This window comes from Mogibacterium pumilum, from assembly GCF_002243385.1.
Taxonomy (GTDB): domain Bacteria; phylum Bacillota; class Clostridia; order Peptostreptococcales; family Anaerovoracaceae; genus Mogibacterium; species Mogibacterium pumilum.
Genome location: NZ_CP016199.1, coordinates 951,829 through 971,636 on the forward strand (window position 1 = coordinate 951,829; position 19,808 = coordinate 971,636).

The window sequence follows — 19,808 nt, forward strand, 5'->3', positions numbered from 1 at the left end:
CTTAAAATTGTATAAAACAGTATAGTATAAAACCAATTGACTAACCCCATTATATGGGATATAATGACAGGGCGTCAAACAAGATGTAGTGTTTAGCGCTGAAAAGTGTATTAATTAATTTTAAGAGAATTAACTCACATAAATCAATATGTTCGGGTATTCGGTTAAGGAGAAATAATGAATGTTATCAAGAGAAATGGTTCAGAAGTAGCTTTTGACAAAGCCAAGATTGAAAATGCAATTATCAAAGCAAATAATTCCGTTGAAGAAGCAGTTAGACTTACACCAATTCAGATTAAGAGAATCACTGACAGTGTAATTCTATCTTGTGAAGACCTTGGTCGCTCACCTGCAGTAGAAGAAATTCAGGATATGGTGGAAGAGCACATCATGCAGCATGGTGCATATGAGGTTGCAAAGGCATATATCACATACAGATATACAAGATCCCTCGTTCGTCAGTCCAACACAACAGACGACAAGATTCTTTCGCTAATCGAGCTTAACAACGAGGAAGCTAAACAGGAGAACTCTAATAAGAACCCTATTATCAACTCCACGCAGAGAGACTATATGGCTGGAGAGGTAAGTAAGGATCTTACTAGAAGAATCCTTCTTCCAGAGGAGATTTCTGCTGCGCACGATGCGGGAATCATCCATTTCCACGATTCGGATTATTTTGCACAGAAAGAGCACAACTGCGACCTTATCGACCTAGAGGATATGTTACAGAATGGAACCGTAATCAGCGAGACTCTTATCGAGAAGCCACATAGCTTCTACACAGCATGTAACATTACAACTCAGATTATCGCTCAAGTTGCTTCTAACCAGTACGGCGGACAGTCGTTCTCACTAGCTCACCTAGCTCCGTTTGTTGATGTAAGTAGACAGAAGATTAAAACTAAGGTTGAGAAGGAGTTCAAGGACGCAGGTATCGAGACAACTCAAGAAGCACTTAACAAGGTTGTTGAAGATAGACTTAAAGATGAGATTAAGAGCGGTATCCAGACTATCCAGTACCAGCTCATCACACTGATGACCTGTAATGGACAGGCTCCATTCGTAACTATGTTCATGCACCTAGAGGAGACACCAGAAGGAAGAACTAGAGATGACCTAGCTCTCTGTATCGAAGAAGTTCTTAAGCAGAGAATGCAGGGTGTTAAGAATGAGAAGGGTGTATGGATTACACCGGCATTCCCTAAACTAATCTACGTTCTTGATGAGTGCAACATCAGAGAAGATTCACCTTACTGGAACCTAACAGAAATCGCTGCAGAGTGCACATCTAAGAGACTCGTTCCTGATTATATCTCCGCTAAGGTTATGAGAGAGCTCAAGAAGGGCAACGTATATACTTGCATGGGATGCAGATCATTTTTGACAGTAGAAGAGTCCCAGAAGAACGCTGACGGAAGCTACAAGTTCTACGGAAGATTCAACCAGGGTGTTGTAACAATCAACCTAGTTGACGTAGCCTGCTCATCATATGGAAACATGGACAAGTTCTGGGAAATTCTCGATGAGAGACTTGAGCTTTGCCATCGTGCACTAAGACTTCGTCATGAAAGACTTCTCGGAACACCTTCAGACGTTGCACCTATCCTTTGGCAGTACGGTGCGATTGCTAGACTCAAGAAGGGTGAGACAATCGATAAGCTGCTTTACAATGGATATTCAACTATCTCACTAGGATACGCTGGACTTTGCGAGATGTGCTACCGCATGGTAGGCAAGAGCCATACAGCTGATGAAGGAAGAGAGTTTGCACTAAAGGTAATGCAGAGACTCAACGACAAGTGCGCTGAGTGGAAGGCTGCTGAGAACATCAGCTACTCTGTATACGGAACACCGATGGAGTCGACAACTTACAAGTTTGCTAAGTCGCTCCAGAGAAGATTCGGAGTAATCCCTCACGTTACAGATAAGAACTATATCACAAACAGTTACCACGTTCACGTAGAGGAAGAGATTGACGCATTCCAGAAGCTGAAGTTTGAGTCAGACTTCCAGAAACTATCTCCAGGCGGTGCTATCAGCTATGTTGAGGTTCCTAACATGCAGAACAATATCCCTGCTATTCTTGACGTTATGAAGTACATCTATGAGAACATCATGTATGCTGAGCTCAACACAAAGAGTGACTTCTGTGAAGAGTGCGGATTTAGCGGCGAGATCAAGATCGTTGAGGATGCAGAAGGCAAGCTTGTATGGGAGTGCCCAAACTGTGGAAATCGTAATCAGGACAAGATGTCGGTAGCAAGAAGAACTTGTGGATACATCGGAACACAGTTCTGGAATCAGGGAAGAACACAGGAAATCAAGGACAGAGTTCTCCACCTATAAGAGAAAAATAATATGAGGAGACGATATTTGAGAAGCGAGATACGCACTGAAACTCACGTTGTAAGCATAGCTGGAGAGACTCTAGTCTATACTTTAGAACGTAAGAATGTGAGAAATATCAACCTGCGGATTAGACCGGATGCTTCAATATGCGTCTCAGCACCTCGTAGAGTGCCCTTAGCTGAGATTGAAGAGTTCATGATCAGCAAGGGCGCTTTTGTTATCAATGCACTTGCACGTATCAAAGGTGATAAGGCTGATAAATCTAGGTATGACGACGGAGATAAAGCGTATTTCTTGGGTAGGCCACTTGATGTGAAGCTTCTACAGAGACCAAGAGTTTGCGTTTCTATAGAGGGGGATTTGCTGCTCGTCCAAATGCCAGAGGCTACAAATGCTGCCGCTCGTATAGACGTGGTGAAGCGATGGTATAGTAAACAGGCGAGCGAGATATTTATGAGTGTTGTGCACGAAGTGTACGATGAATTTAGGAGAACTTACCGTGTGCCGTTCCCACATGTAACTATCAGGCAGATGAAATCCAGATGGGGGTCGTGCCGCCCAGATCTCGGCAAGATAACGCTCAACCTCCTGCTTGTTACAGCATCATATGAGGAGTTGAGATACGTCATAGTACATGAATTTGCACATTTCATCGAAGCTAATCATTCAGAGGCATTCTGGTGTATTGTGAGCCGTTTTGAGCCTTGTTACAAAGAGAGAAGACATAGTCTTCGCAATCTCCCGACAAAGTGGTAATTGCGATGGAACGTATAGTATTTAAAGCTTATATTAATATGATATATGCGATATAATTGCATTAACAAAATGAAACGAGAGTATAAACGTGAATTACGGAGAGATAAAAGATTGTGATATTGCCAATGGAATTGGCATAAGAGTCAGCCTGTTCGTATCAGGCTGCACAAATAGATGTCCTGGCTGTTTCCAACCACAGACGTGGGATTTCAACTACGGTCAGGAATTTACAAGAGAGACCGAAGATAAGATCCTTGATATGCTTAAGCCTGATTATATAACGGGGCTTACAGTTCTTGGTGGAGAGCCGTTTGAGCCTGAAAACCAGGTAGTGCTCGTTCCGTTCCTAAAGCGTGTTAAGGAAGTTTATCCTGATAAAACCATATGGTCTTTCTCTGGCTTTGTGCTTGAGGACCTGATGAAGGAGGGCACACACTGTCATACTGACGTGACTATGGAGATGCTTAACATGCTGGATGTACTAATAGACGGCAGATTTGATCAGAATCTTAAGAATATACAGCTTAGATTCAGAGGTTCAGAGAATCAGAGGCTGATAGATATGAATAAGACTAGAGAAGAAGGAAAGGTTGTGCTCTGGGACGAATAGACGTGATAGGGGGCTAGCCGTATGAGTGTTTCAAAGACATTCGCGACATATGAAAAGAAGGAGCAAGTCAAAAACAGCGTTGGGAGGCTGATGTTAGCTGTCCTGGCGATTGCGGCTGAGGTGCTCCTTATTGCCACACTCATAAGTCGGTTAAATGAAAAATACACTATATTATCCACAGGCTTCCGAATTGTCGCACTTATTATCGTCGTTGCTATTTCGACGAAATCTACGAGTGCATCTGTGAAGCTTCCGTGGGTAGTGCTAATCATGCTCAATCCGATTATCGGAATAACTATTTACTTTATGGTAGGACTCTCGAGTTCTACTAGAAAAATGAGAGTAAGATTCCAAAATGTAGATAAAGAACTCTTCCCGCTTCTAAATGGAGATAAAGCAGTTTTAAAAGAGATAGGAGAGAAAGACCTTGGCGTTGCAAACGTATTCAGATACGTCTCCCGAAAGGCTTTCTTTCCAGCTTATAGTGATTCTAATATCGAGTTTTTTGGTGAGGCTCGAGAGGCTCTTGCTGCGCAGAAAGAAGCGATGCGGGAAGCGAAACACTTCATATTTATGGAGTATCATGCCATAGAAGATTCAGCGGCATTTGCAGGGATCAAGGAGATTTTGGCGGAAAAGGCTGCTGAAGGTGTTGAGGTGCGAATTATATATGACGATGTGGGTAGCATAGGTTTTATAGATAGCAGCTTTATAAAACGTCTAAATGCTCTCGGTATCAAGTGCAGAGTTTTTAACCCTGTTGTACCAATTGCAAACGTATTCCTCAATAACCGTGATCATCGTAAGATTACAGTGGTAGATGGCAAGGTCGGATTCACTGGTGGATATAATCTAGCAAATGAGTATTTCAAGCTCACGAGGCCTTATGGAGACTGGAAGGATTCAGGTGTTCGTATAGAAGGTAACGCGGTTCACAATTTGACCATGATGTTTCTCGAAATCTGGAATGCGACCAAGACGCGTGACGCCAAGGATGCAATTTATTCAAAATTCATGCCGGAAGTTAAAATAGATAATACAGAGAAAGGCTGTTTTATCCAGCCATATGGAGATACTCCACTCGATCACGAACATGTTGGAGAAAATGTTTATCTCAGCATTATAAACAACGCAGATGATTATGTATGGTTTATGACACCATATCTAATCATTACAGATGAGCTGAATAAGGCCTTGACATTATCTGCTTCTCGTGGTGTCGATGTCAGAATAATTACTCCAGGAATACCAGATAAACGTCTAGCTTATGCAGTGACGAGATTGTATTACTCGAGACTCGTTAGAGATGGCGTTAGAATATATGAGTATACACCAGGATTCTGCCATGCGAAGCAGTGTGTTGCAGATGATGAAATTGCGACTTGCGGAACTATCAATCTCGACTATAGAAGTTTCTATCATCACTTTGAAAATGGAGTAATTATGTATAACTGTAAAGCTGTACATGACATTAAGACGGATTTTGATGAAACTCTAGCAAAGTGTGTCGAGGTTACTGACAAATACATCGAGGGTAAGAGATCACTAAATATATTTAGGCAGATTTTGAGACTATTCTCTGTTCTGATGTAAGACAGTAACATTAACAATGCGGCTAGGTAAACCCTAGCCGCATTGTCCCGTAAAGGCTTTGCCCATCTACTTAACAGCCACACGTTCGACGCGTGGATGGGTTTTGATGTTTGTTCAATGTAATTGCCTGAACCAGCTTACTGTTCAATCGTGTTCATAAAACTATGAAGTAGATTAAACAGTGCTGCAGCTTCATCGTCAGTAAGGCTTACACAAGAACGAATCTCCTGTGGTACAGAGAGTGCCTCTTCGCGAAGGGCCATACCCTTGTCTGTAACCTTGATTATTAGATTACGTTCATCCTTTACCGAACGATTTCTAGTTAGATAACCCTTAGTTTCAAGCTTCTTGAGCAGTGGAGTAAGCGTACCGGAATCAAGGAATAGCTTGTCACCAAGCTCCTTAACACTCAGCTCACGAGTTTCCCATAGTACCATCATAGTGATGTACTGAGTGTATGTGAGATCCAGCTTACTCAAGAATGGCTTATATCTGCGAGTTATCTCCTTAGAGCATGCGTACAGCGGAAAGCATAGTTGATTTTCTAGCTTTAGGCTATCGTACTTGTCCATCAGTTTTCCTCCCAGTTGTGCAGATACTGCATGCAATTCGTTATCAAAACATCATGTTGCATACAATTTAATTTTAGCTTAATGCATTATATGTGTCAACAATTGTTTATACAAACGTTCAAAAAATCACTATTTTTCTTTTGTTGTTATAATAGCTCATTGTGTTAAAATATCTAGTGGGGGATTAGGCAGATGACTGAAGTTATGCGACTAGCGAATAAGCTCGTTGATGAAGGGCTTTTAGCACACGATGAATATATAGAGCTTCTGGCAAATAGAGATGACGAAGTACGAGAATATCTACGTAGTGTCGCGCAGGAAATCGCTACTACTAACTACGGTCATGATATCTTTTTAAGAGGTCTTATTGAGTACTCGAATACTTGTAAAAATGACTGCTATTACTGCGGCATTAGGAAGAGCAATGACAATATCGAGAGATATAGATTAACTCTTGAAGATATCCTGCAGTGTTGCGAGATCGGATATCAGATAGGACTTAGAACCTTCGTGCTTCAGGGTGGAGAAGATCCTTACTTCACGGACGACATGATTTGTGAAATCATATTCGCTATCAAGGAGGAGTACCCAGATTGTGCGTTGACGCTTTCGATTGGAGAGAAAGAGCGCGAAAGTTATGAGCGGTTTTATGAAGCTGGTGCTGATAGGTTTCTGCTTAGACATGAAACTGCTGATGGGGAACATTATAGGCGTCTTCATCCAGAGCCACTATCGCTAGAGAATCGCATGCGATGTCTTGAGGTCTTGAGGGAAATCGGATTTCAAATCGGCGCAGGCTTTATGGTCGGATCTCCTGGACAGACGTATGATACGATGGCGAGTGACTTCGAATATCTCAAGAAGCTAAATCCTCATATGATAGGGATTGGTCCGTTTATACACCACAAGGATACGCCTTTTAGAGACGAGCCAGATGGGACATTGGAACTAACACTTTTTTGTCTGAGCATACTTAGGATAATGTTTCCAAAAGTCCTTTTGCCTGCGACGACGGCACTTGGAACTATCGATAAGATAGGGCGTGAGAAGGGGATTCTTGCGGGTGCAAACGTAATAATGCCAAGTCTTTCGCCTGACAATGCTAGGCGCCAATACCTACTTTACGAGGGCAAAGTAGGTGTTAAGGACAAGGCGGCAGAAGGCCGTAAGATACTAGATGAGAAACTAGCCGAGATAGGGTATAAGACTTCGACGACACGCGGAGACTACAAGGGTTGGAATAGAAAGTAATGCAAACTGTGCTTGCAGATTTTTTCAGAATGAATTAAGGCCGTTATCGCATGATTAACGGCTGATTCACGATATATTACAGTAAGTTTTATTTATTGTGGAGGTGCTTAATGTATAAAGAAACTCGTCCGTATATAGCTTGGGATGTTGTGCAGGAATTTATGATAAAAGCATTTACAGAGCTCGGACTACCCGAGGCTGATGCTGAAATCTGCGCAGAAGTTCTCTTGGAGAGTGACAGAAGAGGTATTGAGAGCCACGGAGTAAATAGATTTAAGCCTATTTATGTTGATCGTATCAGAAAGGGCATCTTAAACCCTGTTACAGAGGTAGATATTATCAGAGAATCTCCGACAACAGCAGTGCTCGATGCTAACGACGGCATGGGCATGGTTGCCAGTAAGATGGCTATGGATATGGCTATAGAGAAGGCGAAGAAGTATGGAACCGCTTGTGTAGCTGTTCGTAATTCATCACATTACGGCATCGCTGGATATTGGACATCAATGGCGACAGATGAAGGTATGATTGCTATCACTGGTACCAATGCTAGACCATCAATCGCACCAACATTCGGTGTTGAAAATATGCTTGGAACAAATCCGCTCACAATCGGAATTCCTACCGATGAAGGATATCCGTTCCTTATCGACTGCGCGACCTCAATCACGCAGAGAGGAAAGCTAGAGTTCTATGAACGTGTTGGCAAGGATACTCCAGCAGGTATGGTAATCGGTAGAGACGGTTCCGCACTCACCGATACTTCTTATATCCTTGAGGCACTCAACACTAGAGAGGCTGCTCTTGCTCCGCTGGGCGGAATCGGTGAGGAGCTTGGTGGATACAAGGGATACAGCTATGCAACTGCAGTTGAGCTATTATCAGCGGCATTGTCTGGCGGAATGTTCCTCAAGAACCTCACTTGTGTCGGCGAAAATGGTGAGCTGAGACCGTACCACCTCGGACATTTCTTCATCGTAATCGATCCAGAGGCGATGATCGGAAGAGAGGTGTGCGAGAAAACTGCGGGAGATATCTTAAGGGCACTCAGAGCATCACAGAAGGCTCCTGGTCAGGACAGAATTTATACCGCTGGTGAGAAGGAGTGGGATGTAAAAGAATTCCGCAAAGACAAGGGAGTTCCAATGGGAGAGGATGTACAGCGTGAGTTTATCGAAGTTCGTGACTCTCTCGGTATGGACTTCAAATTTCCGTTTGAATAGAAATTAAATAAAAAGGTAAGGGGGGACTATATATGATTAAATTAGCTATTAATGGATTTGGTCGTATAGGCAGGCTGGCGTTCAGATGCGTTATGGAGATGGACGAATTCGAGGTTGTCGCAATCAATGATTTGACTTCCCCAGACATGTTAGCTTACCTGCTCAAATACGATAGTGTACAGGGTTCATATCTCGGGCATATCGTAGATAATGACGATGAGTCGATTACAGTGGATGGTAAGAGAATTACTATTTACAAGGAGTCAGATGCTCGCAAGCTGCCTTGGGGGGAGCTTGATATCGACGTCGTGCTTGAGTGCACAGGCTTCTACGCATCGAAGGAGAAGTCGCAGGCTCACATAGATGCCGGTGCCAAGAAAGTTCTTATTTCAGCTCCGGCCGGAAATGACCTTAAGACTGTCGTTTATGGAGTTAATCATGAGACCTTGACTTCTGATGATAGAATTGTTTCGGGAGCTTCCTGCACGACGAACTGCCTTGCTCCGATGGCAAAGGCGCTCGCGGATTATAGAGAACTTCGTACAGGATTCATGACGACTATTCACGCATATACTGGAAATCAGAAGATTCTCGATGCTCCAGACAAGGGCTCAAAGTTCAGAAGATCTAGAGCTGCGGCTATCAATATAGTGCCAACTTCTACAGGGGCTGCGCAGGCGATTGGAAATGTTATACCGGAGCTTGCAGGAAAGCTCATCGGATCCGCACAGCGAGTTCCAGTTGCGACTGGCTCCATAACTATCCTAGATGCTACGCTCAAGGATGAGACTGATTCAGTAACAGTAGAGGGAATCAATACAGCGATGAAAGCCGCGCAGGATGAATCTTTTGGTTACAACGAAGATGATATCGTATCGACAGACGTAATAGGGATGAGCTACGGATCGTTATTTGATGCTACACAGACACTTGCCCAGAAGTGCGGAACGCATATCTATGAGGTAAGAGTTGTTGCTTGGTACGATAACGAGATGAGCTATGTATGTCAGTTGATTAGAACGCTGAGCTATATGGCTAAACTATAAAGAACCAAAATAATCAATATAACTATATGCTGCCATTTATTGCCGAGTATATTTCAAGACTTCGTGCCTCGATTTTTCCCGAGTGATAAGACAGCGCAAATGTAAAATGGATATCAAAGCATGAGGAGATTATTAAAAAAATGGAAGTGAAAGAAGCAAGACAATATGTCGTTGACAGACTCGAGTGCGCATTCAAGCCTAACTCAATTGCCGTAATCGGAGCTAGCCGTAATGAGACTAAAGTTGGATTCAAGGTAATTCAGGGACTCAGAAAGTGCGGATACGAAGGAGATCTATATCCGATCAACGTTAAGGCTACTGAAGTTGCAGGAATTCCGGCTTATCAGAACATCAAAGATGTTCCTGGAGAAGTTGATCTAGCGTTCGTATCACTACCAGCTACTGGCGTATTCGATGCGCTTAAGGACTGCGTTGAGAAAAAGGTTAAGATTGCAGTAGTTTCATCATCTGGCTTCAAAGAAGTAGGTAATGGTGATCTGCAAAATGAAATTACAGAGTTCTGCCGTGCGCATGAGCTACCGTTAATTGGACCAAATCTTGTAGGAATTGGAACGCCATATCACGACTTCAACTGTGGATTCATTCCATATCTTCCAAATAAAGGACCAGTTGCTCTTATCTCGCAGTCAGGATCAAATCTGTTAGCTGCACTTGGTTCATCACAGCTTGACCATTTCGGTATCAGCATGTTCGTAGGACTTGGTAACAAGGCGGATGTCGACTTCTGCGAGATGATTAAGTACGCAGATAAGGAGCCTAATACAAAGTGCATCGCAGTGTATATCGAAGCTCTCGACAGCCCGGAGGCATTTAAGAAAGCTTGTCTCGAGTGCGAGAAGCCAATCACTGCAATCAAGGTTGGTTCATCCGAGATAGGTGTTAAGGCTGCATTTGCACATACTGCTTCCGAGAATAAGGGCCATTCAAATGCGGAGTATGACCAACTATTTGAAGGGTCGGGCGTTCTCCGTGAGAAGACTTGGCAGGAGTTCCTCGATACTTCGCTTGCACTAGGAAGCTGTCCTCCTTTAAGAGGTGACAACGTGGTTATTATTACCAATGGTGGTGGAGCTGGACTTCTGGCGGCAGATCATTTCGAGAGACTCGGTATGCCACTAAAGGAGCTCAAAGACATTTCTTCAGATTTAAGAGAAAATATCAGAAACTACATGCCTGCTTTCGGCTCTCCTCTAAATCCAGTTGATATCAGCGGAACAGCAACTTCAGATATGTACGGTGGGGCACTCAAGATCGCTTATAGAGATGAACATGTTGACGGAATCATGATTTCCGTTTGCCCAACTGCAGTAACTGACGTTGAAGCTATTACGGAAACTGTAATTAACATTCATAGACAGTATAAGAATCTCGGCAAGCCGTTCATTATGGAGTGCCAGGGTGGAAACGAGTGCAGAGCGGCTATCATGAAGCTTAGAGACAAGGGAATCCCTGCGTACTCTACACCTGAACAGGCTGTAAATGCTATGGTTGCGCTAAGAAGATACAGTCATATCATGAACAAAAAAGAAAAGCTAATCAACAATATTTAGTTGTTGAAGCAACGAGTAAGATATTGCATTATGTGTGAATGATGCAGGGTTGCCTGCATCACATTTATAAGGAATGAGTATGAACGGAGACAAACTTTTTAGACTGCTTATGGTTCTGTGCCTTGCGATGGGAATAATGGGACTTACTGTTGGCAAATTTATATTAGGTGGAATTTTCGTAGGTCTTGCGGTAGCTATATGGCTTACGACTGGCGGAAAGCATTACAATGATCGCAACATATACGATAAGATCGTAGAGGGATGTGAGGATGTTACTATAGAACATGTATATGAGTGCCTCAGCAAGATGGATACATGCCTAAGATTTCCATGGATGGGTCACAACACATACACTAGCGAAGCCGTAATTAATTTAGGTCCGAGCCCATTCAAGGACTTCATAACGATTTATAAGGATAAGAAAAATAACATTGTAATCAAGAGCAGTACCGAGCTTGAGCATCTCGTAAGGGATGCGGATAGTGAAGATCATTTCGAAGGACTTTTGGACACCAAGAGTATGTCTGTGAACCCAAAGTCATACTCGCATTTTGCGAGCTGGAAGCTGATGAGTGCGGTTCTAGTAGAAGATCTGACAGAAATTATTAAGCAGATTAAAGATGGAGATCCTCTTGAGGTTAAGACTCTTGATATGTTCAAGTTCTTCTATGCAAATAGCAAAGACTGTCTGTATAGAGACTTTGACGACAATGAGTATACATACGTAAGAACGGTAAATGAGCCGCTTAACGTGAAAATTTACGAAATCCCAGAAGGCGGTGAGGCAATAGAAGAATCAGGTGAAGTGCTTGCAGAGGTTACTGGGTCCTCAAAGGCAGAGAAGAATGGTTTTAAATTCTCAATGTCAGGAGAAGGATATGGAACTCTCTATAGAGATACTGAAAGTGATAGCGATTCTTATATCCTTGAGACAAACGATGGAAGTGTTTATGTAAAAGGATTTCGCGCAGTTCGTAAGGCAAATCTCAGCTGTAACTACATTATTACAATCGATGGTGTGAGAAAAGCGGTAATCGCAGGAAACGCAAGAATTGCTTTTGAAGAAGATGCATTAACTGAAAATAGCTTAATCTGCAGCCTTGATGATGAATATCTACTACTATATATGGCTATTCTGGAGATGATAATGACCAAAAACAAGTGGCTGAAATAGTTTTTAGACACCTGTTCGTTTGATTTTACTATCTCTAAAATGTATAATAACTTTGTATATTTAAATGCAATATAAACGGACTGATAGAAAGTAGTAAGGGTGATTTGATGAAGAGAATCCTTGTACCAGTTGATGGTTCACCTAGGAGTTTAATAGCGCTAGAACAGCTCAAAACTACGTTTTCACCGAAGGCGTTCGAGGTTGTGCTCGTTATGGTGCGTGAAAATACCGGATATGCACTCTCACTCGGTGAGGAAGCCGAGATTCGCGAAGAACTCGACAAGAAGCTTAATGCTATTGCCAAGACAATAGATAAATATAGCGTAATCAAAAGATCTGCGGTTGGCCGTGCGGGAGCTAGAGTTATCGAAGCTGCCAAGGAGTTTGGCGTTGAGATGATTGTCATGACAAAGTCCACAAAGCCAGGTGCAGGAAGCACAATCGGACTAACTGCATCATACATCATCCGTCATGCTCAATGTGACGTAATGATCATCAAGGAGACGGAGAGTAAAAAGATTGAGAGCTATAGAGGTGCTATATACAAGAGAGCCAAAGGAACTGTTGCTCTTCGTGGTCAGCTCAGTCTCAAGCAGAGTGAATGCTTGATTCCAAGTGTAAAGGGCGATGTAATTTACCACATTGACGTTAAGAGAGGTAGAATTAGGTTCCTTCACAGATCATTTAATCCTGTTACTAAGGATTGGGATCTGCCACCAAGCAACGGACAGCAAGAGGCATATGAGATTGAGGCAGGTGTATCTATTCAGATTCCAGTCAATGCGACAGGCGATGGCAAGATGGCTGATAGAATCAGAATTCTCAATCGTAGCATGAAGACAGAAGCTGTATTCAACTACGAGATTACTGCCGATAAGAGAACATATGAGCAGGAGACACAGCCTGAACAAAATGAAGAGGAAGTGACATATGAGTCCCAAGAGGTAGCTTCTCTAGCTAATGAGGTAGTTGCTTCAGTATCGCCAGTATCACCAATATCACTGGCGGCTGCTGTAGCTCCAGTAGAGACTGCAACACCATTAGCTGAATCTGAAAATGCAGATGAGGAAGAATCTGTAGCTCAAGTGCTAGAAGATGTTTCTCTCGAAGTTGCAGTGGGAAAAGAGTTAGATACAGCTGAATATGAAGCTAAATCGTCGGAAGGTCTTGGAGCAGAAACTGCTACTGAGGAAACTGCTGAATCTGAAGATTCATTAGTAGCGTCAGAAGAAACTGCTGAAGAAAATGAAACTGCTGAACTTGAGGATGTCACAGAATCGAAAGAAGACGATGAAGTGGCTGAAGAGTCCGAGGAAGTAGAAGGCGCTCCAGCAGAAGCCGAACTTCTAGAGGCAGATGCAGATGAAGCCGAAGATCTAAAATCGCTAGAATCGCTGGACGAAATACAACCAATCAACACGATTGCTGCTATTGAAAGGCTATGCGCAACAGGTGCTATCGATGCTGTTGAGCTTATAAAAGCGCTAGACGATATGGAATCAAAATCAGAAGCACGACTAGAGCTAGATGCGGATACTGAACGAAAGGCTGAAGCTGAAGGACATGGCGAGTAAGAACACTGTGATTATAAAACGCAAATGATAGCGTCAAGATTGACAGTTTTAAACGTATTTGATATTCTATAACGAGTAATTAGGAGGATAACGTAATGAGCAGAATTAAGACAATTTCAACAAGAAATATGGCAAAGTCAACTATTTCTGGTGGATGCGGTGAGTGCCAGACATCTTGCCAGTCCGCAAGCAAGACTTCATGCAGTGTTGCTAACCAACATTGCGAGCAGGCTAAGAACAAATAGTAACTGAAGGCGCTGCTTATTGCAGCGCTTTTTTATTGTTCTGGCAGGTCCACCTGATTAACAAAATGAATTTATAAGGTATGGTACGAAAATAAATGATACATCAGTATAAACTAAACGGATATAACATAGTGATGGATGTGAATAGCGGCGCTGTTCACTCCGTAGATGAGGTGGCATATGATATCATTTCCCTCTATGACAAGAGCATGGGGAGAGATGAAATTGCTTCCGAGATAAAGGTTAAATACAGCGAAGTTACTGACAGTGATATCGATGAAACACTTGCAGATATCGAGGAACTTAAGGCTGAGAAACTGCTTTTTTCAGATGATCCATTTGAAGAAATCGCTGGCGAACTCAAAATTAAGCAGTCGGTGCTTAAGGCAATATGTCTTCACGTAGCTCACGGATGCAACATGGACTGCAAATACTGTTTTGCAGGTAAAGGTGAGTACAGCGGCAAAGCTGGAATAATGTCTCTCGAGGTTGGCAAAAAAGCACTCGATTTCCTGGTAGAAAATTCGGGAAGCCGTAAGAATCTTGAAGTTGACTTCTTTGGTGGTGAACCGCTTCTAAACTGGGACGTATGCAAGGAGCTTGTTGCATACGGCAGAGAACTTGAGAAGAAACACAATAAGCACTTTAATTTCACGCTCACCACGAATGGCGTTCTGATTGATGACGAGGTGATCGAGTTTGCGGATAGAGAGTGTAGCAACGTCGTGCTGAGTATGGATGGACGCCGTAAAACTCATGATTTTATGCGCACTAGCAAGGATGGCAATGGCACATACGATAAGATTATTGAGAAATTTAAGAAACTAGCTGACGATAGGGGACAGAAACAGTACTATATGCGAGGAACGTATACTGCGCACAATAAGGATTTTGCGGCAGACGTTCTGGCGATGGCTGACCTCGGATTTAAGGAGACGAGTATTGAGCCTGTTGTCAGTGATCCAAGTTCGGATTACGCGCTTCACGATGAAGATTTGTCTGTTTTAAAGGACCAGTATGAGAAGTTAGCTGTTGAGATGCTGGAGCGAGAGAAGAGAGGCGAAGGCTTTAACTTCTATCACTACACAGTTGATTTAACTGGTGGACCGTGCATCTATAAGCGTGTCAGTGGCTGTGGTGTAGGAACGGAATACCTTGCGGTTACACCTTCAGGAGATCTTTATCCATGTCATCAGTTCGTTGGAGACGATGATTATAAGGTTGGAAATGTCTATGATGGAATTCAGAATCGTGAAATAATCGATGGTTTTAGACACAATAACAACCTTTACACAAGAGACAAGTGTCGTAGCTGTTTCGCTAAACTGTACTGCTCTGGTGGCTGTGCGGCAAACAATTTTCACACCAACGGAGACATCAATAAGGTCTATGACTTCGGCTGTGAGCTTCATAAGAAGAGAATTGAGTGCGCACTCATGCTAAAGGTTGCAGAAGAAGAGCTCGGTATCGAGCGTGTATCAGAATAGGTGGCTGATAATCATAATCCATATTGGAAGTGTTATCATTGATAGCATCGTAGACATAGCTACGGCTTCTGACATAAGCTTAGTATCTTTGTGTTCACCTGCGGCTAGAGCTACGCCGAGCACAGCGCTAGGGTAGGTAAATGATAGAGCTATAGTGAGCTTTAAGATGTTGTTTAGTGGCAGAAACCAAACTGTAATGACTGCAAGCGTTGGTTCTAGGACTAGACACACCAGGCTTGATAAGATAAGATCTTTATCCGTGATAAGCGCTCTGAAATTGCAATCTCCAAGCTGGATACCGATGATAATCATAGATATTGGAATAGTCGTATCACCGATAGTTGATATGGAATCCATAACTGGAGTTGGAATTTTTATACCAGAAAAGAGAGCTAAAAACGAACATATATAGACAATTGTCACGACGTTTTTGAACGGCTTGATAATTGTCTCTTTGCTTATAGTTTTACTTTTGCCAGAGCTATCCTTGCTTTCACCTAGATTCAGCTGAATCATACAACCTATAAAAAGATATAGGTTACAGGCGATATTCTGAATTACTGAATAATAAAGCACTACTTGACCAAATACGGAGCGAGCGATGGGGAATCCCATAAAACCTGAATTGCAAGTGACCATAGCTACAGATAAAACATTTTGTTGGTCATTGGTTTTATTGCTAAATAATCTAGAAATTTTAACCGATATTGTACCGAATACAATGAACATCACTATTGAAAGAACTATTATTATAATTGTGTTTGAAAAAGTATCTGCACGTATAGAAGATTTACCGCAAATTGAGTAAATCAGAAGGCATGGGGTTGTGATGTTCAGAACGAGTGCTATCAGGTGATCGACTGCATCAGTCTCTAGTACGCGTAGTTTGTTTGCAACAAAACCTACGGCAATGTACAGAAAAATAACTAGTACTTTTGACGCTATTACTTGCATAAATATTATTGTCCTCTCTCTTATAACTTTTATATGATAACAGAGAATTGGACGTTCACCAAATTTTCATGTGTTTTATTTGTAAAGCAAAATAAAATATAAAAATGAGCAATTTCATATGGTATAATTACTATGAATTTTTGAGATTATGGGGATTAATTACATTTCTGAGTAGGTTCAGATATGTTTATTTCAAAAAAATGGGTATTGATGAGGAGATATTAATGGACAGAGTTATTTTGGCAACGCAGAACGCGGGGAAGATTCGTGAGATGCGAGAGATTTTCTCGAAGTTCGGTATGGATGTAATTTCTCGTGATGAGATAGGGCTGCCAAAGGACGCAATCGAAGAGACAGGCACTACCTTCGAAGAGAATTCGTATATTAAAGCTGCGGCTATAGCTAAACAATGCGATGAAATTGTTGTTGCAGATGATAGTGGTATCGCTGTTGACTGCATTGGAGGTAAACCGGGCGTATATTCAGCAAGATTTGCTGGCGAAGGTTGCACGCCACACGATAACAATATAAAGCTTCTTCAACTGATGGAGGGAATACCTACTGAAGAAAGAGGGGCTCGCTTTATATCTGTTATAACACTCATCTTTCCAGATGGTACCAAGCTCGTTGCTCGTGGTGAGTGCGAAGGTACTATTGCTGAGGAGATGAAAGGTGAGAACGGCTTTGGATACGATCCGCTCTTTATTCCAGAAGGCTATGACAAGACTTTTGGTGAGCTGCCTGCAGAGCTCAAGAACAGAATTAGCCACAGAGCTAAGTCGCTTCTAAAGCTAGAGGAACTTATCAGTGAGCAAAGAGATAGATAGTATTTCAAAAGTTAATAATGATGCGTTGAAGAAAAAGAAAATTCGACTTAATAAGGATAACTTTATTAGGATTGGCTTTCATATATTTAGGCAGTTCGATGATCAATATTATGCGGGGTTCGCCGCTCAGATTGCCTATTACTTTTTCATGGCCAGCGTACCCACTCTCATAGTGCTTTCACAGGTGCTAGGAGTTTTTGACATATCATTAGATATTATAAAAAACTGGCTCAATCACAACGTGGACTCGCAGCTAAGCAGCTTCGTAATGGGATTATTCTCGGCATCATCTGTGAGGCTGGGTAATGCAGTCATGATTTTTCTTGCGTTGTGGGCCGCTTCTGCACTAGAGTTCTCGCTGTCGAGGCTAACGAGCTATACTCTCACAGAAGGTGCATACAAATTCAATTTCTTCAAAGAAAGGATTAAAGCTGTTCCGACAGCCGCGATAACAATTTTCGCTATTGCGTTTGCTCTCGTGGTATTCGTGTACGGGGAGGACATTTTTTACAAATTATTCAATGGGGGAATCCTGGCAAGAGTTTTAATTGCATTAAAGTTACCGATTGCGGCGGTTTCATATTTTGCTATGATCACGCTAAATTACTACATTTTGCCTCTCGTAAGAGTTCCGCTTAGAGCGGTTCTACCAGGTGCTGTATTCTCGTCGTTCGGTATATTGGTTGCCACAACTATTTACGCTAAGTATATAAGCTATTCTGTAAACTATGACATACTATACGGTGCATTTGCATCCATTGTCGCACTTATGCTGTGGTTCTATATAATTTCATGGATACTTTGCATAGGGATGATGTTCAACAAGGCTTGGGATGAAGTTATGCAGCGAGACAGACTGAGCCATGACAAAATGATTGAATACATTGAGAAACAGTCTAGCATTCTTGGTGAAGAAAAGTCTAAGAGATACTTCGTCTCTGGTGATGACAATTATGGTAGTGAGATCGAGACTATCGCGGTTAAGTTGAGCTGCAAATTTGTAAAGGGTTACGAAGAGGAGCTTCGTAGAGAAAAGCAGAAAAAGGCGCATCGAAAATTGTAGCATATAAACTTAATATATCTGATAAGTAATGATGCCTAGTTGGCATCGCTCTCAGGATAACTTGAGGTAAATATATGGAAGAGCTGAAGAATATCGAAACTAATATCGAAGCAACTACTAAGAGAAAGAAACTGTTATTCATTCTCAATCCACGTGCAGGCACTATGCAGGCTAGCAAGCACTTGAGTGAAATACTCCAAATATTTTCTGATTCTGGATATTTAACCACTGTTTTGACGACAACTAAGTCAGGTGATGCCAGGGATTTTGCAATTCAATATGCTAACGAGTATGACATAATTGCTTGTGCAGGTGGAGATGGCACATACAATGAGATGATAGATGGTGTTATTTCGGTAGGTGCAAAGTGTAAAATAGGATATATACCTGCTGGCAGCACAAATGATTTTGGCGCAAGCATCGGACTATCTAAGAATACTATCGAAGCTGCAAATGCTATAGCGCACGGCGAGGCGATAACGCTTGACGTAGGTTCATTCAACGGTCAGCACTTCTCATATGTGGCTTCTTTTGGAGCTTTTACGAGTGCTTCGTATTCAGTTCCGCAGAATCTCAAAAATATTCTTGGACATACCGCTTATGTCTTACAGGGGATTAAGGATATCGTCAGCATCAAAGCTCAGCATGTAAAAGTAATTACTGACGAGGGCATGCCAAGCGAACGAGTGATTGAAGACGACCTGGTGTTCGGTGCCGTATGTAATGCGACATCGGTAGGTGGAGTGCTTAAGCTCGATTCGTTTAGAGTTGATATGAATGATGGATTAATGGAGATATTGCTAATCAAGTCGCCTAAGAATCTGCTTGACGTCAACTCAATTGCGATGTCACTTCTTGCAAATGACCTAGATACAAAAGATATCGCTTTCTATAGCGCAAAGACTGTCAGGTTCGAAATGGATCCCGAAGTTCCATGGACTCTCGATGGTGAGTACAAGGAAGGGGCGAGCGATATCAAGATTGAGACGGTCGTTGATGCAGTGAACATTTTGGTTTAGATATCAATTATTGAATAGGTTTCTTATTTTGATATGTACCCAGAATCCTGAACACATGTTATGAACTAAGTGGAACGCATGGATGTTATCCTGCACCTTACATGTGACATCTATTTTGTTTTTCGTTGTATTCTTTCATTGTTGTAATAACTTTTGTATTTATCTAGTGGAGCGGGGGTGCGGACGTTTTTTTGGATAGCCTAGACAGCAAATCCAAGAGATCGCTTGTACTCCGCAGGGCTCAAATATCCTAACGATTTCTTGATTCTTTTTTCATTATACCAATGAAGGTATTTATCTAACTCACGTGAGAATTCCTCTATGGTCACATTTTTCCAGTCCTGGTTATAGAAGAACTCATTTTTTATTCGTCCAAATAAACCTTCGCAAGCAGCATTATCTGGAGAGCACCCTTTCTGTGACATGGATCTGGTATATCCGTTTATCTCCATCCTCTCAATCCAACCCGGCCAGCGATAGTGGCATCCTTT

Annotated in this window: 18 protein-coding genes; 15 read left to right on the forward strand and 3 right to left on the reverse strand. The window is 42.2% G+C overall.

Features of this window, described 5'->3' with window-relative positions; all coding sequences use genetic code 11:
- The first annotated feature begins 177 nt into the window (after positions 1 to 177).
- The 4 genes from nrdD (at position 178) to cls (ending at position 5,311) form a co-directional block, all read left to right on the forward strand.
- Positions 178 to 2,349: an anaerobic ribonucleoside-triphosphate reductase gene (nrdD, locus tag AXF17_RS04570; RefSeq protein WP_094234010.1), complete on the forward strand. Its 2,172-nt coding sequence runs from the start codon at positions 178 to 180 to the stop codon at positions 2,347 to 2,349.
- A gap of 27 nt (positions 2,350 to 2,376) precedes the next feature.
- Positions 2,377 to 3,108, forward strand: coding sequence for a M48 family metallopeptidase (locus tag AXF17_RS04575; RefSeq protein WP_157682571.1), 732 nt, complete (start codon positions 2,377 to 2,379; stop codon positions 3,106 to 3,108).
- An 88-nt stretch (positions 3,109 to 3,196) separates the two neighbouring features.
- Positions 3,197 to 3,718, forward strand: coding sequence for an anaerobic ribonucleoside-triphosphate reductase activating protein (nrdG, locus tag AXF17_RS04580; protein ID WP_094234012.1), 522 nt, complete (start codon positions 3,197 to 3,199; stop codon positions 3,716 to 3,718).
- Between the two features lie 21 nt (positions 3,719 to 3,739).
- Entirely contained in the window at positions 3,740 to 5,311 is a 1,572-nt protein-coding gene (gene cls / locus AXF17_RS04585) for a cardiolipin synthase (RefSeq protein WP_094234013.1), read from the forward strand.
- 137 nt (positions 5,312 to 5,448) lie between these two features.
- Here the strand turns inward: cls and AXF17_RS04590 are convergent, their stop codons facing one another.
- Positions 5,449 to 5,883: a MarR family winged helix-turn-helix transcriptional regulator gene (locus AXF17_RS04590; RefSeq protein ID WP_330398457.1), complete on the reverse strand. Its 435-nt coding sequence runs from the start codon at positions 5,881 to 5,883 to the stop codon at positions 5,449 to 5,451.
- 192 nt (positions 5,884 to 6,075) lie between these two features.
- On the opposite strand from AXF17_RS04590, the gene hydE reads away from it, so the two are divergent.
- The 8 genes from hydE (at position 6,076) to scfB (ending at position 15,454) form a co-directional block, all read left to right on the forward strand.
- Positions 6,076 to 7,134 carry a [FeFe] hydrogenase H-cluster radical SAM maturase HydE gene (hydE, locus tag AXF17_RS04595; RefSeq protein ID WP_094234014.1) on the forward strand — a complete coding sequence of 353 codons (1,059 nt, stop codon included), beginning with the start codon at positions 6,076 to 6,078 and terminating at the stop codon, positions 7,132 to 7,134.
- Between the two features lie 110 nt (positions 7,135 to 7,244).
- Positions 7,245 to 8,357: an Ldh family oxidoreductase gene (locus tag AXF17_RS04600; protein ID WP_094234015.1), complete on the forward strand. Its 1,113-nt coding sequence runs from the start codon at positions 7,245 to 7,247 to the stop codon at positions 8,355 to 8,357.
- Between the two features lie 32 nt (positions 8,358 to 8,389).
- Positions 8,390 to 9,403 (forward strand): type I glyceraldehyde-3-phosphate dehydrogenase, encoded by a 1,014-nt coding sequence (gene gap, locus AXF17_RS04605; RefSeq protein ID WP_094234016.1) that lies wholly within the window; start codon positions 8,390 to 8,392, stop codon positions 9,401 to 9,403.
- Positions 9,404 to 9,543: 140 nt separating this feature from the next.
- Positions 9,544 to 10,974, forward strand: coding sequence for an acetate--CoA ligase family protein (locus AXF17_RS04610; protein ID WP_094234017.1), 1,431 nt, complete (start codon positions 9,544 to 9,546; stop codon positions 10,972 to 10,974).
- 79 nt (positions 10,975 to 11,053) lie between these two features.
- Positions 11,054 to 12,148 carry a hypothetical protein gene (locus AXF17_RS04615; RefSeq protein ID WP_094234018.1) on the forward strand — a complete coding sequence of 365 codons (1,095 nt, stop codon included), beginning with the start codon at positions 11,054 to 11,056 and terminating at the stop codon, positions 12,146 to 12,148.
- Positions 12,149 to 12,255: 107 nt separating this feature from the next.
- Complete coding sequence (locus AXF17_RS04620) at positions 12,256 to 13,722, forward strand: universal stress protein (RefSeq protein WP_094234019.1); 1,467 nt, start codon at positions 12,256 to 12,258, stop codon at positions 13,720 to 13,722.
- Positions 13,723 to 13,817: 95 nt separating this feature from the next.
- Positions 13,818 to 13,967 (forward strand): six-cysteine ranthipeptide SCIFF, encoded by a 150-nt coding sequence (gene scfA / locus AXF17_RS04625; RefSeq protein WP_094234020.1) that lies wholly within the window; start codon positions 13,818 to 13,820, stop codon positions 13,965 to 13,967.
- Positions 13,968 to 14,062: 95 nt separating this feature from the next.
- Positions 14,063 to 15,454, forward strand: coding sequence for a thioether cross-link-forming SCIFF peptide maturase (gene scfB, locus AXF17_RS04630; protein WP_094234021.1), 1,392 nt, complete (start codon positions 14,063 to 14,065; stop codon positions 15,452 to 15,454).
- Here scfB and AXF17_RS04635 read toward each other — a convergent pair.
- Positions 15,446 to 16,408, reverse strand: a complete 963-nt coding sequence (locus AXF17_RS04635; protein WP_094234022.1) for an AEC family transporter — start codon at positions 16,406 to 16,408, stop codon at positions 15,446 to 15,448. The two genes, scfB and AXF17_RS04635, sit on opposite strands and share 9 nt — an antisense overlap.
- 224 nt (positions 16,409 to 16,632) lie before the next feature.
- Between AXF17_RS04635 and AXF17_RS04640 the strand changes: the two genes are divergently transcribed.
- The 3 genes from AXF17_RS04640 (at position 16,633) to AXF17_RS04650 (ending at position 19,317) form a co-directional block, all read left to right on the forward strand.
- Positions 16,633 to 17,235 carry an XTP/dITP diphosphatase gene (locus tag AXF17_RS04640; RefSeq protein ID WP_094234023.1) on the forward strand — a complete coding sequence of 201 codons (603 nt, stop codon included), beginning with the start codon at positions 16,633 to 16,635 and terminating at the stop codon, positions 17,233 to 17,235.
- The gene (locus AXF17_RS04645; protein WP_094234024.1) at positions 17,216 to 18,298 is read left to right on the forward strand and encodes a YihY/virulence factor BrkB family protein; all 1,083 of its coding nucleotides are present in this window, start codon (positions 17,216 to 17,218) and stop codon (positions 18,296 to 18,298) included. The genes AXF17_RS04640 and AXF17_RS04645 overlap by 20 nt, the downstream gene beginning before the upstream one ends.
- 74 nt (positions 18,299 to 18,372) lie before the next feature.
- Positions 18,373 to 19,317, forward strand: a complete 945-nt coding sequence (locus AXF17_RS04650) for a diacylglycerol/lipid kinase family protein (RefSeq protein WP_094234025.1) — start codon at positions 18,373 to 18,375, stop codon at positions 19,315 to 19,317.
- 200 nt (positions 19,318 to 19,517) lie between these two features.
- On the opposite strand, the gene AXF17_RS04655 is transcribed toward AXF17_RS04650, so the two are convergent.
- The coding region (locus AXF17_RS04655; protein ID WP_157682626.1) for an IS3 family transposase at positions 19,518 to 19,808 on the reverse strand (291 nt) is incomplete at its 5' end.